At 45.4% G+C, this 15673-nt stretch carries 12 protein-coding genes; 8 read left to right on the forward strand and 4 right to left on the reverse strand.

Going from position 1 to position 15673, the window contains the following annotated elements; genetic code table 11:
* The first annotated feature begins 38 nt into the window (after nt 1–38).
* Genes HUX74_RS18020 through HUX74_RS18030 form a run of 3 tightly spaced genes read left to right on the forward strand, consistent with a single transcriptional unit; the run spans nt 39 to nt 4872 of the window.
* Nucleotides 39–1022 (forward strand): hypothetical protein, encoded by a 984-nt coding sequence (locus tag HUX74_RS18020; protein ID WP_174647152.1) that lies wholly within the window; start codon nt 39–41, stop codon nt 1020–1022.
* A complete protein-coding gene (locus tag HUX74_RS18025; protein ID WP_174647153.1) occupies nt 1009–2295 on the forward strand; it encodes a hypothetical protein in 1287 nt (428 codons plus the stop codon). The genes HUX74_RS18020 and HUX74_RS18025 overlap by 14 nt, the downstream gene beginning before the upstream one ends.
* Before the next feature lie 30 nt (nt 2296–2325).
* Nucleotides 2326–4872: a fimbrillin family protein gene (locus tag HUX74_RS18030; RefSeq protein WP_174647154.1), complete on the forward strand. Its 2547-nt coding sequence runs from the start codon at nt 2326–2328 to the stop codon at nt 4870–4872.
* Nucleotides 4873–5142: 270 nt separating this feature from the next.
* Here the strand turns inward: HUX74_RS18030 and HUX74_RS18035 are convergent, their stop codons facing one another.
* The 4 genes from HUX74_RS18035 to HUX74_RS18050 all read right to left on the reverse strand — a co-directional run bounded on the left by HUX74_RS18035 (nt 5143) and on the right by HUX74_RS18050 (nt 9251).
* Nucleotides 5143–5619 carry a hypothetical protein gene (locus tag HUX74_RS18035; protein ID WP_174647155.1) on the reverse strand — a complete coding sequence of 159 codons (477 nt, stop codon included), beginning with the start codon at nt 5617–5619 and terminating at the stop codon, nt 5143–5145.
* 109 nt (nt 5620–5728) lie between these two features.
* Nucleotides 5729–8326 carry a BACON domain-containing protein gene (locus tag HUX74_RS18040; RefSeq protein ID WP_174647156.1) on the reverse strand — a complete coding sequence of 866 codons (2598 nt, stop codon included), beginning with the start codon at nt 8324–8326 and terminating at the stop codon, nt 5729–5731.
* Nucleotides 8327–8481: 155 nt separating this feature from the next.
* Nucleotides 8482–8916 (reverse strand): hypothetical protein, encoded by a 435-nt coding sequence (locus HUX74_RS18045; RefSeq protein ID WP_174647157.1) that lies wholly within the window; start codon nt 8914–8916, stop codon nt 8482–8484.
* Nucleotides 8913–9251: a hypothetical protein gene (locus HUX74_RS18050; protein WP_174647158.1), complete on the reverse strand. Its 339-nt coding sequence runs from the start codon at nt 9249–9251 to the stop codon at nt 8913–8915. Before HUX74_RS18050 ends, HUX74_RS18045 begins: the two co-directional genes overlap by 4 nt.
* A gap of 339 nt (nt 9252–9590) precedes the next feature.
* Here HUX74_RS18050 and HUX74_RS18055 point away from each other — a divergent pair, with 339 nt between their 5' ends.
* From HUX74_RS18055 to HUX74_RS18075, 5 genes are all read left to right on the forward strand, one after another.
* On the forward strand, nt 9591–9812 hold the full coding sequence (locus HUX74_RS18055; protein WP_131225496.1) for a hypothetical protein: 222 nt from the start codon (nt 9591–9593) through the stop codon (nt 9810–9812).
* Complete coding sequence (locus HUX74_RS18060) at nt 9796–11490, forward strand: hypothetical protein (protein ID WP_174647159.1); 1695 nt, start codon at nt 9796–9798, stop codon at nt 11488–11490. The genes HUX74_RS18055 and HUX74_RS18060 overlap by 17 nt, the downstream gene beginning before the upstream one ends.
* 432 nt (nt 11491–11922) lie before the next feature.
* Complete coding sequence (locus HUX74_RS18065) at nt 11923–12945, forward strand: BT4734/BF3469 family protein (protein WP_174647160.1); 1023 nt, start codon at nt 11923–11925, stop codon at nt 12943–12945.
* A 64-nt stretch (nt 12946–13009) separates the two neighbouring features.
* Nucleotides 13010–13306 carry a hypothetical protein gene (locus tag HUX74_RS18070; RefSeq protein ID WP_174647161.1) on the forward strand — a complete coding sequence of 99 codons (297 nt, stop codon included), beginning with the start codon at nt 13010–13012 and terminating at the stop codon, nt 13304–13306.
* On the forward strand, nt 13224–15665 hold the full coding sequence (locus HUX74_RS18075; protein WP_174647162.1) for an outer membrane beta-barrel protein: 2442 nt from the start codon (nt 13224–13226) through the stop codon (nt 15663–15665). The genes HUX74_RS18070 and HUX74_RS18075 overlap by 83 nt, the downstream gene beginning before the upstream one ends.
* The last annotated feature ends 8 nt before the right edge of the window (nt 15666–15673 follow it).

Consider the following 15673-nt stretch of genomic DNA (forward strand, 5'->3'; position numbering starts at 1 on the left):
GGGCACTAAAAGACATAACTTTCAAAACTTATAAGAACATGAAGCGATTCAGAACATGGGTATTTTTACTGTCCCTCCCACTGCTATTGGCTACCGGGTGTTCGCAAGGCTTACTTTCGGAGAGAGATGAAAAACCGCAGACTACCGAAGTATCGTTTAATATCGGTATCTCCACCCGGAACGATGCGGCAGGAGCATCTGACGACATCCGCCCGGAATTGCATCAACACGTGGAGCATGTCTCCCTCTATCTGTTCAAGGGAGAAGCGTTTATGGCTGCGGAAAGCGTGGACTGGCAGCAGGAAACCGGAAAAACCGTAGAGCAAAACTATACATTGCAAAACAAGTTGGAAATCGGTGAGACATATACCTTGTTTGCCGTAGGCATGAACGAGAAAGACATTTACCAAATATCGACGGACGAAAGCTTGACCCCTTCTACCATTTATGCGAAATTGGTGGATGGCAAAACTGCCGAAGAACGGAGAAAAGCGGAAATCTTTGCTGGCTCTATCGAATATACGCCTACGGAATCCCACGAGACGATGAGTATAAATCTGTATCGCCGCATGGCAGGCATCGAGGCCACATTTACAAGCATACCGGAAAATGCCACCATTCAGGTAGTGGCGCATCAAAAACAGAATTCAGCAATCGCTTTACAGAAGAAAGAGACGGACGATTACGGCACTGATCCTTTTGAGGAAGAAGGTGCCAGCGTCTTATTGACGATAACCCCGGATACGGATGGCAAGGGAGAAGCCTATGGTTATGTGCTTCCCATCTGTCCGCCGAAGTCCGGTTCTACGTTGTCTGTGGTTCTTCTCGGTCAAGATGGTAGTGAAGAAGGTAAATTCCCGGTCGTTCTCTGCGATCCGGCAGACGGAATGGACAGTAAACGCTTTCCATTGAATGCAAACCGGCTCTACCGGTTGAAAGGGGACTTGGCTACCGGATTCCGTTTCTATGTGACCATTGAAGATTTAGAGGAAGGAGGAGATTATTATTATGAATACGATTAATCGATACATTTCATTGCTTGGCATCATGGTGTGCATTTTCCTATCGTGTACAGACGAAACACTGCCTGCCGGGAACGAGGAGGCACAAGAGGGCTTCCGCTTTGTGATAGACAAGCCGGCAAGTACACGGGTAAGCTACGATGGGAACAAGTCCACGTTCGAAAATGGGGAATTGATAGGGTGCGTGCTCGGATTTCGCCTGGAAGACGGTGAAGTTACAGGAGACCAGTCCCATTACTTCATGGCGAATACCAAATGGGAATATAAAGACGGTGTATTGATTTATAAAGGAAGCATGGATAATACCTATAACTGGCTGGCATGTGATGAGACCGGCTTGATTACACTACAGGAAACCTCACAAGTGGAGCAAGGGCGGGTGATGAAGTACAGCTTCTTCTTTTATTATCCGTATGTGGATGGGACAGTATTGGAAGAGGATATCACAAAAGCAGTCAATACATATAAGGGAGACCAGTCCAAAGCCTTCTTTAAACTGCTGAATTATCCCAACTGGGCAACAAATACAGCCGAAAGGGCTCCTGATCCCAACAGTTCTTGGGGCGAGCAATTCGAGATAGAACAGGCAAAGCCCCGGTTCAATAATCTATACGTCTTCACCGGTGCGCCAGCTATCAATGGAATATCTACGGGAGATAATACCTTTCATACATACACTTGGACAGAATACCCTTGTTTCATCAACCATGTGCAGGAGACGAAAGAGCAACTGAACAACAGCGACTTCCTTTGGACCTGCTACACCAACAACGGGCAAGGCATCACGGCAAAAGCCGCCACACGTCCTGTTCACCTGACATTCGAGAAAAAAACAGTAACAGTTGATATAGTTGCCGATACGCCACTTAGAGATGTCCGTTTCGTCAGTACTATCGGCGTACTCCGGGGAAAAGGAATCAATCTGATAAACGGTTCTTTCAAAGACTACAATGCATCGAGCGGTGACGAATATCCCATGCAGACCACCCGTGTGCGGGTGACAGACCCTCTCTATCCTTGTAATATGAACAACGACGGGAAGTTGTGGCGCATCCATCTTGCTGAGCAAAAGGATTTCATCTGTAACCTTGAGTTCAAGATGGGAGATGCGGACAGACTTTACACCATCGAGTTGGAAGGCGAGATGGAGAATCTGGATGCCGGTAAACGCTATGTCATCCATATCGACAAGCGAGGAAACAGTCGCTTCGAGATTCACGACTGGGTGAACGACCATTACGAGATTCTGGATTCCAACGGAGACTCGGTTTAACAACAGACATTTCTAAAGACAGCAGTATCTATGAAACTGAAAACATACTTTTTCTCATGGCTAAGTGTCGCCCTGCTGGCGGTTTCTTGTACGGACGAGCTGCAAGAGGCTTCCGCCGGGAAGGAAGATTCCACTTTGAATGATTACTTCTTCGTAATTGCAAGCGACGGACCGCAAACCCGCGTGGCTTACGACGATATTTACCATTCCACTTTCGAGAGTGACGACCGGCTGGGTATCTTCGCCTACAATCCGGAAGGAAGTCCCGCCGGGACTTCCAATACCGAATACCGTGTCATTAACATTGAGAATGTATCCGATAATACCTACCGCCAAGTTCTTGAAAAAGTCAATCCGTCGGATGAGATGCCGGAAGGAGCAGTGGCGATAGGATATAAATTTGTCATCTACTATCCTTACGATAAGAACATGACAAAGGAGAGACTGGAGAACCTTGCCTATTCAGTACAGACCGATCAGGCCAGCGCAGCCACCTCCACTACCCTCAGTGGTTACGAGGCATCCGACCTGCTTTGGGCTGTGGAGACAGGCGGTGAGGACGGGGCAGATAAAGTGACGGTTCACTTCGACCACGTGATGGCAAACATAGTGCTGGAAGTGGACGAGAACCTGATAGACAGGGATGATACCGGGTCTGGATACGAACCGGTATATGTACTGAATGTACCCGTGGAGGCATCAGACATCAATCTGACTACGGAAATAACCAATAGCGATAATTCACACAAGAAAGAACTGGTTTATACAGCTTCTGGAAACCGAAATAGTACAGTCCGTATGTGGGACTTTGATTACATATCAAGCGGTAGCAGAGTGTTCCGTGCCGCCATTCCCGCCTGCTGGACGGTTTCTGCCGGAACGTCTTTCCTTCAAATTAGGCAAAATGGAAAGAATAAGACTTTCAGCCTGAAAGCAAACTTGGAATTGAAACCGGGCAGGAACTACGTCTTCACCCTCACCAAGAGCAAACCCGAACAACCGGAATTGAGCGACGACGACTCTTGGGTGCTGGATGTCATCGACCCCGAGACCGGAGAGAAGGTAGGTCTGCTCTGCCGGGAGTATTTGCGGTATCAGCCGGAAGACATATCTCACCATACCGGAACGGAAGGGACAAATGCGGATAATACACCTACCAAGTGGATCAACTCACAGGCATGGGTGTTTTATAATCTGAAGGAAAACAGCGACATCCCTTACTTGCCCGACTTGAATAAGGGAACAGTGTTACGGCTTATTTATGATATAGATGAACGGTATACAGGAATTTCGATACCAGGAATAGAACAAAAAGGTATCGCACGCTGGCCTAAGCCACATTACCAAAAAGACCAGCATGGTGTGTTTACAGCCGACCACGGGATGTATTGGGCAGGGGCATCAGAATCCTCCTCATGGGATTATGGTGGAAATTCAATAGTAGAAGGCAAGCATGAATATCATATGCACGGTGGAACCATTTACTGGGATGGTGATGCCAATAAAATTTCCAAGTTCGAACTTCCCGCGGTTAATATAACCAATGAGCAGGCCAAGCAAGGGTATATTTCCATCGATCGGGCGACAAATGAGGTAAAAGTCTCATACGACAGTTTTGATGAAAACAGAAGCAAAAAGGCATTGATTATTCCCCATAACTTGATCGACAAGCGTGAAACGGCAAGCGGACAGCTTGAAATACAAAAATATCCATTGGTGAAAATCGGCTATAACCAGTTCTGGATGTCGCAATCACTCCGGACAAAGACTATGACCAATGGCACGGCGCTTACGCCCTATAACGCAACAGGTACTCCGGGAGTTACATTTGCCCCAGACAAAATATTGACTGCTCCCGGTTACATCTATGCTTTTGAAACATTTGATGACGGGAATGTTTATGATCCCTATAATAGCCCGGAACAGCAGAAACCGGCAGGCGGTAAATACGAAGCTGTATTACTCTATAATAAACTGGCTGTACAGAGTGAAAATTTCACACCTCGTTCGGAAGAGGTGCGAACTATATATACGATGCCTACGGAGCAAGACATGGTACGTCTGGATACTTATTTCGGCCCCCATTTGGCAGGAAAGCTATGTACAAGAGAGATTGCTCCCTATCGGGGAAACAGTTTTGCCGTTTCTAAATATGAAGCCGTATTGAATGGACAGACGTATGGAAACGATGGAACTTTGGCAAATACCTACGTCTCAAATATCAGTGGGTTCAATTTAAGAGCTATCGGAGCTTTCGAACCGAGCGGACATAAGGTTACCAGTGGTTCGGCAGTCTTGATATTGAAGACGGGCAATACTGGGGTGGATTATTTCTCCTTGCATATATGGGCTCCGTTTGCTCAGGATAATGATGACCTCTTAAGGACAAATCAATATTCTTGGTCACAAGCCCAGACAAGCCATTACTTTGCCCAAGTCCGCTTTGTCATATCTTTCAAGGGTCAGAACCCTGTCAGTAACAATGGCAATAGCGGTTCAACGAGAACGACCAAGAGCGTTGCCGGTTTGCATTCCTCTAATAAAGAAAACAGAACCGTTTACATTAGACTGGAATAAGAAAGTAGAAAAAGGAAATGTGAGGCAGCACCGCTTAAAAGCGGTTGTTGCCTCATTTTTTATAAATATGCCTCATATGACAGGTAAGAGGAAGGGAATATGTAAAATGATATCTAACACTACCTCCGATAAAATTTAGCAGTTTGATGTTCAACAGTCTTTTGCAAATAATACACGTTCTCTTATGCATCAGCGAATAAAAAGCCGTAATACATTCTCTGTACTACGACTTCTCTATCCTGTCAATCAGTGTTTCTTTCAATCCTCCGCTCATAGACTCTGTACCCTCAGCACAATGGACTGAGGGGCTATATCCAAGGAAGCACTCCTTATCCTGCTTGCCCCAAGAATTTTGGCACTCTTCCGGTATGCGTCCAGGAAATCGGTCTGCTTTATCCGGTAGAGATAGCCGAAACCAGGGAGTGGAAGTGCAGGGAAAGGAACAGGCATCTCAAAACCGTCATATTCGTGGGCGGTCATCATGAAGGCGTCGGCATCCATGATATCCTTCACCGGGTCAGCATTATAGGCACTGTAGTCAAGTCCCCGGTGAAAGGACATGGCGGTCATATTTCCGACTGTGCACAGCTCGAACCTTACCCTGTCCTTGTCTATTGCACTGTCCAGATACGCCTGCACCGATGCCTCGACCTCATCCTTGTCCATTACTTGCAGGTCATACACCTTGCCTGCTATAAATATTTTCTTATCCATTATTAGACTGTTATTGGCTATATTCTTGTTCATACATTAATTTTTTATTTCGTTAATTATTACCCTTTATCCGGCAGGGGCACATCGCATCCGCTATTACCCGACATCAGGAGACGGTATTGCTGCCGGATTCCTACAGAGTCTATTCCAGGAAGGAGTAGCGGTAGGTTCCATCCTCTGAAGGCCTGACACTGCCGGTTCCGGATACCACACCCGGATAGTTCCCGGCGAAAGTATAACATTTCCGGGCTGACGATGTCGTACTTCCGGGAGATATCGTGAAAGCGTAGTTCTCCTCACCCGCCCCAAGGGAGGAACCGTAGGTGAGCCTGCATTCCACGATGACAGTGGAGGCGACTTTATAACTGGCGGAGGCATATACGCTGTAAATGTCATAGGCACCATCCCTGCTTTGCCAGCTGTAACTCAGATGTATGAAGTTGACGGACTTGATATCTGCACCCATCTGCTCCAAAGGGACGTTTATGCTGGCAGAGTCTGACTTATAACTACTAGTAGAACCACTATAATTAGATGTTTGTGTTTGAGTCAATTCCAAATTACCATCTCGACTTGATGTACTACTATTTGCACCTGCTGTTACAGAAGTTCCTGAAACAGAAAATCCAGTTCCACTACTTATTCTTCCGGAATAACTTGACCAAGTAGACCAGGAACCTGCACTTTCATCAGTCAAACTCCCATTGGTATAAGTCAATGTAACCGGTCGTCTCCTGGAAGTAACTGTTACAGACTGTGTTCCACCGTCTGCGCTAAAACTTAATGAGGCAGGACTTACAGAAAATTCATACTGATATTCAGTTTTTGTAGTTATATCCACATACTTATCTTGAGTCAGACTGGCGGATGCTGATGGTTTTGTTCCGGTAAGATCGGAAGTATAGTCACAGGTAACTGTCAGGGTTCCGCTTCTTCCGGATGTAGTGCTTGTATTGGAAGTTACATTGACAGTGACTGTATCTCCACTTTGTGATCTGGAAAATCCTGTCCCACTAATGGAAGAACTGTAATTATTTCCTATTGTACTCCAAGAACCCCAAGAAGAAGATGTTACCGGTTTGGACCTTTGTTCAACAGTTACAGTAAAATCGTGGGAACCTGCACTGGATGAGAAATTATGGGAACTTGGAGAAATTGATATTCTGTAATCATAATCAGCCGGTGCACCATCCTGACTTAATGAGACGTAAGCTGTATCTCCGGCATTGGAAACTGTAACAGTACCGGTATTTGCACTGAATGTCGTGTTGCTTCCTTCAGGAGTCACTGTATTACCTGAGATGGAGAAATAAGAGCTTCCTGAAGTTATTGATGAATTATAGGATGCAGAATATGAACTTCCATTATTCTGCCAATTTCCCCAATCTCCCCAGGTACTACCTCCATCATATGAATATCTATATCTTATTTGATCCTGGGCTCTTGACGTTACCGAGAAGGACTTTCCGGACGTACTGTCATAATCCCAATTCAATGATGTAGGAGTTGTAGAAATGCTATAACCTGTCTGAGTATCACTTTGACTAAGAACACCTACTTCCTGATCAATTTCAACCCAATCACTAGCTCCTCCATAGGATGCCGTAATTCTGGTGCTTCTTTCCGCACCATTGTTAACTGATACCGTTAATGTTACAGAAGTTCCAGAGCCGGATGATAAGGAGAATCCGGAAGTATTAGATAAACTCAGTGAAGGGGTTCCGGAATCACTGGCTGAAGATGTCGAACCCGAACTCCAAGTATGTGTACCGGTTCTTGTCGCACTTGCCCTTACTGTTGTAGTACCTCCTTCTCTAGGGAAATTTGTTCTATCAGCGCTGACAGATACGTTCCAAGGGTTCCAGGATGTTTCTTCAATCTTATTCTCAGCTTGATAAACATTAGCGCTAGATGCTGGACTGGATTTACCGTTCATTGTAATGGTTAATGAAACAACAGCCACAGTAGTTTGTCCGGATCGGGTTGTACCTTTAGATCCAATATCAGCCAAACCACTTGAGGAATTTACGGTTGCTGTTCCTGAAGTTCTATTAAAGGTTGGAGTTCCACCGGATGTGAGTGTTGTTGTTTTTCCGGACACCCAATATACAGTCTGTTCATAGGAGTAACTAGGCGTCGAACTACCTCCGGTGGCCGGGATAACTGTAGGATAGCTGAAAGCTGTGATTCTTGGATTGCCATAACCATCTCCATCCGGTTTGATAGAGTCTGCATTTTGTTTATGAGTTGCAGTAGCTGTTTTCTTAGAATCAGAGCCGAAAGATTCAGACTGAGTCCATGTAATAATACCATTTTTCTCCGCTCCACCGGGATTGGAGGAATAACTGACAGTATCACTCGCGGCGGTCCATGTTCCGGAGCCTGAATTTTCTGAGGTATAAGCTACATTAGTCTGTGACCCCTCCACATAGATACGGTTTCCCGCATTGCTGTAACTGTACTGTCTCTTATACGAGGTCACCGTGAATTTCCGTGAACCTCCCGCCGCGGATATGGTAGCTGTCGCAGGAGTCACGGAGAAAGTATATTCCCAGTCAAGACGCTCGATATGGTCTTCGGGAACAAGCTGGTCGGCCGCATAGGTGTAACCCTTCTTTATATGCAACCCGGCCGATTCTATTTGACTTCTTGTAGGGCACATCATCGTATCTCCCGTGAAAGAGCCGGGTTTGAGTGTGTTGCAGAAGTCCTTTGTCGCTATTCTGAAATATTGTGCCATTTTGTTATCTGTTCTTGTTTTGATCCATACATTATAGTGTAATTATGCCGCCATTTTTCCTCCCCACTGGAGAACCATCGCATCCGCTATCCCGGGAAAGGTCTTGCTTCTCAGCTTTCTTCTCTCTTCACATGCTACCAAGACATTCATAAGGATTAAAAGATTATCTGCATTAAGATTCGGTCCGAATAGCATCTCAGGCCTATATGCTCCACTGTCTGCCCCGTCTCTTCAAACAGCTGGAATTTATAGAACCTGATGAAAGCCGTTACATCCGTGTAGAAATTCTTCCCGGCAAAACTCAAGGGATAAATCATCGGGTATCCTCCGACTTGTTGTGGCTGGAAGGCGCCTATTCCCACTCCGGTTATCAAGGCCATGTCAGCGTCAAAAATGATCGGTTTGTTTGGATCATAGTCGAAGTCCCTGACAAAGAACATTCTGAGCTCCTTCTCGCTGATTTCCTTTATTCTGAATTGCGCCATTCCGGAAGTGTTCTCATCTAATGTTTCCTGCACCCGTGATTCCATTTCTTTAATGCTCATATTGGTGTTCAGAATCTCACCGTTTGCTATAAAATAGTTCTTCATAATGATTTAGTTTTAGTTTTTTGTGATGTGATTGTTAGTGTGATATTCCATTCTTTTTTCAGATAAGAGACAAGACCGGAATAGGAGTCAATACGTCTCCTTTCTCTATGCATGATTGATAAAGCCTCTTGAAGTGTAAGATTAATACAGAGACCGGTTTTAAAAGCGTCTCCATATTTCTGTCGGAGCGCTTCTATGTCTCTTTGGTATTTTTCAGAGATAGGTTCGGATGATACCGCTTTTTCGGTGACATCAGGTGCAGTAAAAGTATCCTGACGATTGGGAATAGGCTCCCGCTCAAGTCCCAATAACTGATTTATGAACTCTTTAAACATAGGGTTTATGCTATTTTATTATTCAGTTATTAGGTTCTGGCAGGCTGTGAATGGTGTTTTAGCGATTTGGAAGAGAAAAAAAATAAGAAGAGCGCCGTTCATTTCCCCGGTCATTCCCTTTGCCTTTTCCCGGCTATGGCAATTTATATTCAGGTATTTGTTTCTTCGGTAATAAGGCTTTGGGAGGATGCTGGACGTTGGGCAATTATACCTTATATATATAATAGCGCTCCAAATATGAAAAACGCGCGCCATTTCCAGTCATGCCCTAATCTGTGTAATAAGGGCATGTTCCAGTGAGCATGTCCAATCGATTAATCAAACTAATTTTTTTAAACAATGAAGACTGACAAGAAAGAAATTGTGAGGAAATCAGAACTCCTCGCACAGATCAGAGCCGACCTCAAGGCATGGGAGGAGGCGGAACCCGACTTTGACGACAACTACTTCGACGAGTCGGACGTGATATCATACTATGAGTTCCTGGTCAATAAGTACCGGGACGAGTGGGTCATAATCGACGATACCAGGGAAGGAGGCGGCGATGAGGGAGCTGTTTGACATCACTCCCCATTCCACGGGCCCCGGTTTCAGGATGAGGCTCAAGACCGGGGAGATAGATGTTCCCGATGGGCGTGGCGGATACATCGTCAGCTCGGGGATGGGTTCGGGAAAGACCGAGAGCATCAAGAGCCTGATCCGTCACAAACATGATGAGGGTATTCTATATTGTGTCGATACCAAAGACGAGCTGGAAAAGATGTTCGGCTGGATAGTGGAGAACCTTGTGGTGGAAGGGGTATTGAGGATGGAGGATGTGATGATCATATCCAGTGACCCCGGGAGAGCCGATTTCCTGGGGCAATACAGGGACAACCCCGGAGTGCTCATGGAAAAGAAGGTGATTCTGATAACTCATGTACGCTTCTGGACAGACCTGATAAACCATTTCCTCATCTATAAGCCACAGAAGGAGGTGGCACCGTTCGACGGTGACTTCAGGACGTTGATGGGAAGGGATGACCTGAGGGGATATGTCATCTTTGACGAGACGCCGACCTTCATCAATCCCTTTGTGGAGTTCGACAGGAGCATGCTGGGGATATTCGGAAAGACCGATGAGAAAGGCAATATCGTCTGCAAGCCCCCTGAAGAGCTGGGCCGGTATTATGACCTTTTCATCAGGGGCGGAAAGAACGATCTCTTCAACCAGGCCTACAGGATCAACCGTATGAAGCGTGACGTGGTGCTGGGGCTCATTCCAAAGTATTATGGTTCATGGGTGATGTCCGATACCGACAAGGTAGGCATTACATTCTACCCGGTTGACCTCTGTCCCGGGAGCATGACAATCTCCACGCATATCCTCATCTTCGAGGGGGCGGGCAATATCCTTTTCAGAGGCTCCACCCGCTTCACCCTTCTGGATACGGAAAGCAAGTACAACACCGTAACGGATTTCAAGAGGATGGATTTCGGACTGTCCAGAAAGTGTTTTGATGAGGCGGGGTTCGGCACATTCGTAAAGAGGATAGGCAGGCTGATAGACAAACCTTCCTTGATTGTATGCTGGAAGGATATAAACGGTGACGATGACGGCCCGGGAAAATCCGGATATGCGGAACGTTTCAGGAGGTTACTGGTTGCCGAAGGTGTCGATCCCGGGTTGTTCACCGTCACCTATTATGGAGCGACCGACAACAAGAGCACCAACTCATACAGGGATGTTGAACAGATTCTCCTGTGTGGTGACTGGAACCTTCCGAACACCGAATCGGCAAAGATCCGGAGGGCCTATGGTACCTCCACTGACCCGCACAGTCAGAAGGACTGGTATTTCTCACAGCTCATAACGAGGATAGGCATCAGGAAGCATATCGAGGGTGAGGTATATACGGTCTGGCATACTGATGATTTTGATGAAAGGTTCATAGAGAGAATGGACGCCTACTTCAATGAGAACAGGGTCATAGGCAAGGCTTCCGTTTCTCATAATGACTGGGAAAAGAGGCTGGACGGGATGAAGATCAGGAGCAACATTAAAGAGGAGATCAGACTGTTGGCCAGGTATGACAAGGATATGCAGAGGGCTATAACCATGGATAGTGAATATACGAAGGAGGTTACTTTCTGTTATCTGGAGATGATTGGTATAAAAAGAGGCAAAAGAGAAAGGGGAAGATATAAAGCCCTGATTGATGTTCTGAAGACTATGGGGATAAATCTGGTGATAGCATAGCATATTCCGGATTCCTTTTTTACAGTGAAGGAGCTAAGATAAGATTTATTGTGACACCCCCTATTTTTTGATGGACATTCTAATATATATAGAGAAGTAAAAAAAAGGGGGGGGGTAATATATTAAATGAAAGGAGTATAGAATAGAGAGTGAGGAAAGAGACCTGCTTCGCGGTCTACCAAAGTGAGAGGAAAAGAATAAACAAAACAAAAAACATCCTTCTTCTCTCTCACTCTGGAAGGGTACGAAGTAGCCTCTCTCTTCAATCTTTCATCAACCGTTTCCATAGCTCCTTTACTGAAAAATAGTGGTTCTTCCTGAGAGACGAAGATACTGAGAGGACCGGCTTTCTTCCAAAGTAAAGCCTGGTCGGTCTCTTGGGGAGGTTCACGATACAATAAAGCAAATAACAATCTAAAATACAATAACGATATGATAAACAAAACAATCAGCTACTACTTTAATTCAAGTGATTCAAGAAGCAGGATCTATTATAACTTCGACCATATCCTTGAACTTATAGCATCCGACACTAAACTTTCCAAGCAGACAGACATGGTTAGAAAACAGACAACAGAGAAGGCTTACAAGGAAGAGAAACACAGACTCCCCATGATAGCACCTTCCGGAATATTCGACTATAGGAACGATGACCCGACCAACCTGCGCCAGTATTCCAATATCCTTGTGCTTGACTTTGACGATTTCGGATCACATGAGGCGGCAGGAGAATTCAAGGAAAGACTCATTCAATATGCCAATCCTCTCCATCTTTACGCAGTATGGTTCTCTCCAAGCAACAAGGGTGTGAAGGCGGCTATGGTTCACGACAACACCGACCCGGAGCATCATTACAATCTTTTCCGGCAGGTGAAGCAAAGGTTATACCCAAGGACTGATGAATTCGATAAGAGTTGTCATAATCTAAGCCGCACGTTCTTCCTGAGTTATGATCCTGATGTCTATGTCAACCCGGAGAAAGATACGTTGCTTCCTTACCACTTTGAATATGACCCATCCATTCTTGAACCTGCTGCAAAGAGTTATAATCATGGTGGTTCCGGCGGTTGTTTCATTCATACGCCGGAAGAGATTGAGAGGAATACAGGTTTTCAGAGGTTATGGAAGGACAAGACACTGATTAACTACGTGGACAGGAAATGGAGAAAAGAGTATCCGGACAGTTATGAAGATGGAAATAGGCACAGTTCCATACTCTCAAGAGCAAAATGGTTATGTCGGTACGGTGTCTTATACGATGCTGCCCTGGAATATCTCATCGGTACATTCGGCAGGCATAGTATCTCTGAGGATGACATTGAAGGGATGGCAATCAACAACTATAATGCCAACCGTGAAAGTTTTGGTGTCTCAAGGATGGAACTGTATTCAAGGAAGGAACGGGGAGTGGTGTACAGGAATCGGATGTTGAGGGAAAATTCACCGTTTCAGTAAGGGTCAAGGCAGTGTACAAGAGGTAAGTTTATGATGGCTTGCCTCTTATTTTTCTATAAAAAGTATGAATCAGAAAAGATACACCGATGACATGCCAGACTTTGATCCTAATCCTGAAAAAGCACTTGTTTCTTACTTTTCATCAGGAATGAGTCCTTTTCCTTTAATTTTAAATTGGGACTGGCAAACAACCGTTCATCACGGATTTCCTGCCATTCATCCTATTTATTTGATTACTATCTTCCTCATATCTACTTTCGTGCAGAAAACAAATGGATATGATGATGAAACGAATTCCAATTCTTTTGTGGGGACTGCTATTGCCTTTCTCCATACTTCAAGCACAAGCGGTACAAGGTGAAATAACCGACAGTAAGCAACTACCCATAGAAGGAGCTACCGTGGTGGGACTGGATGCAAAGGATTCTTCCTTTGTACAAGGCACTGTCACCGGAGAGCAAGGCCAGTTCACCCTACCCCTGCGACATAATGGCAGTTATTTGTTAAAGACATCGGCCGTAGGATACAAAACCCGCTACATCCCTTTCAATATCGCCGACAAAGAAACCGCCAAACTAAGCAGGATTCTTATGGAGGAAAATTCTTATGTATTGTCCGGCATCACCGTTACTGCACAAAAAGTACCGGTAGAGATGAAGGCCGGGAAAACGGTCTACAACCTTTCGGCTACCATTTCAGGTGCACAAAGCAATCTGTACGACGCATTGAGACAGATGCCAGGCGTACAGATTCAAAGTAACGGTAATATTCTGCTAGACGGACAAGGAGGCATCAACGTACTGATGAATGGAAAGACAACCTATCTGAGCGGAGAAACACTGATAAACTACTTACGAAGTATACCAGCATCGACAGTGGAGAAAATAGAACTGATAAACAATCCGTCCTCCCATCTCGATGCAGCCGGGAAAACGGGAGTGATAAACATTGAAACAAAAAGGATAAATATAAAAGGACTGGTTGCCGGCGGGAATACCGGTTACAATCAGGCACATATTTACGGTTCCGGCTATGGCAACATTTATCTAAACCTGCGCAAGCACAAGTTCAATCTATATACCGATTATGCCTATTATGAGGGAATCAACCTTAATGAAACCACCATGTCCCGTGAATACATAGACTTGGCCACCCAACAAATCCTTGATTTCCATATGGGGCAACAAGCCCATCGTACCTACGCATATAAATCCCATAACTTCAGGATTGCAGCCGACTATGAGCTGACTCCGCATGCCAATCTGAACGGCTATCTCAACGGTAACTGGTTCAGCCAATCAGGAAAAGAAAAGCTTGGTTCAGATTTCTATTCACTCGCAGCAGCCCCGGATTCCTCCTCCATCACCCAGAACTGCCTGAAAGCAAGCCAGCACAACCTGATTGGCGGAATCAGTATCGGCTATCAATCCCCCAACAAACTGAAATGGGATGCTTCCTTTGATTTCCAACTGTTCGGCAATGCCAACAAACAAGACCAGCGAAGTAGTTTCTCACTCATAGAATCCTCGGAAGTATATAGGAACAGCCTACTCAAGGGAGACATGAAAGGGGATATTCAAATCTATTGCGGACAAACGAACCTTGTTGCACCGCTCTCTGAGAAAACAACACTGGGTATCGGTGGCAAGACTACCTTTGTATCCATCGACAACTCCGCTATCTATTATAATAAGATATATGACAACTGGCAAGAAATACTGTCACTGAACAATCACTTCATCTACAATGAGAATATCAACGCCGGATATATAACATTGAATACATCTTTCGGAAAATCCTGGAAGATGGAAGCAGGAATACGCGTAGAAAATACCAATATAAAAGGAGAACTGGCAGGGAATGCCCTGCGTGCAGACTCTTCCTTCACCAATCACTACACCCATATCTTCCCTTTCCTGCAAATGCAATACCAGTGGAAGGATATGCACCAGCTCTCCTTTCTGTACAGCAAACGGATTGTACGTCCGCAATACCGGGACCTGAACCCGTTTGTCACCATTAACGACAATTATCTGTACGAACAAGGCAATACCCACCTGGAACCGGAACTTGCCCATAACGCTGAATTTTCCTATATCCTAAAGAACCGCTATCGGATGAGTCTCTTGGCTTCCTATACCCGGCATCCAATAACTAAAAGTTACGTGGCCGAAGAAAACAAACGCATATTGGTACTGCCCATGAATCTTTCTTCCGACTATTCAGCAGGCATACGGCTGAGTGCCGCCAACCTGAAACCGTTCCCGTGGTGGCAGATTAATACAAACCTGCTCCTCATCTACCGGAAGTATGCCTGGCAAATGGATGGAGACGAATACCGGAACAAGAAGTTTACTCCCATGCTCTACATAGGCCATCAACTGCATCTGCCCCAAGGATGGACAGCCGAGCTGAACGGCTATTGGAACGGAAAGACACCCCAGGGGCAAGCAATCATCTCCCCCATGTGGTCTGTATCCGGCGGTATCAGCAAAAGTATATTCGATGACCGGGGAACACTGCGTATCTTTGCCGAAAATCTATTCTCCTCACGCTACATGCACATAGCCCTATTCAGCGCCACCCAGCAAGGATGGTATAAAGAGAAAATACGAATGAAACTGGGCGTAGGCTTTTCTTTCCGCTTCCACAAAGGAGAGACACCGAAAGAATTTACCCATAAAAGTGGTATAAGTGAAAGTAAACGAATAAATTTGTAACCAGTTAA

Origin of the sequence: Bacteroides sp. Marseille-P8574 (genome assembly GCF_902825465.1) — a bacterium.
GTDB classification, from domain to species: Bacteria; Bacteroidota; Bacteroidia; order Bacteroidales; family Bacteroidaceae; genus Bacteroides; species Bacteroides uniformis.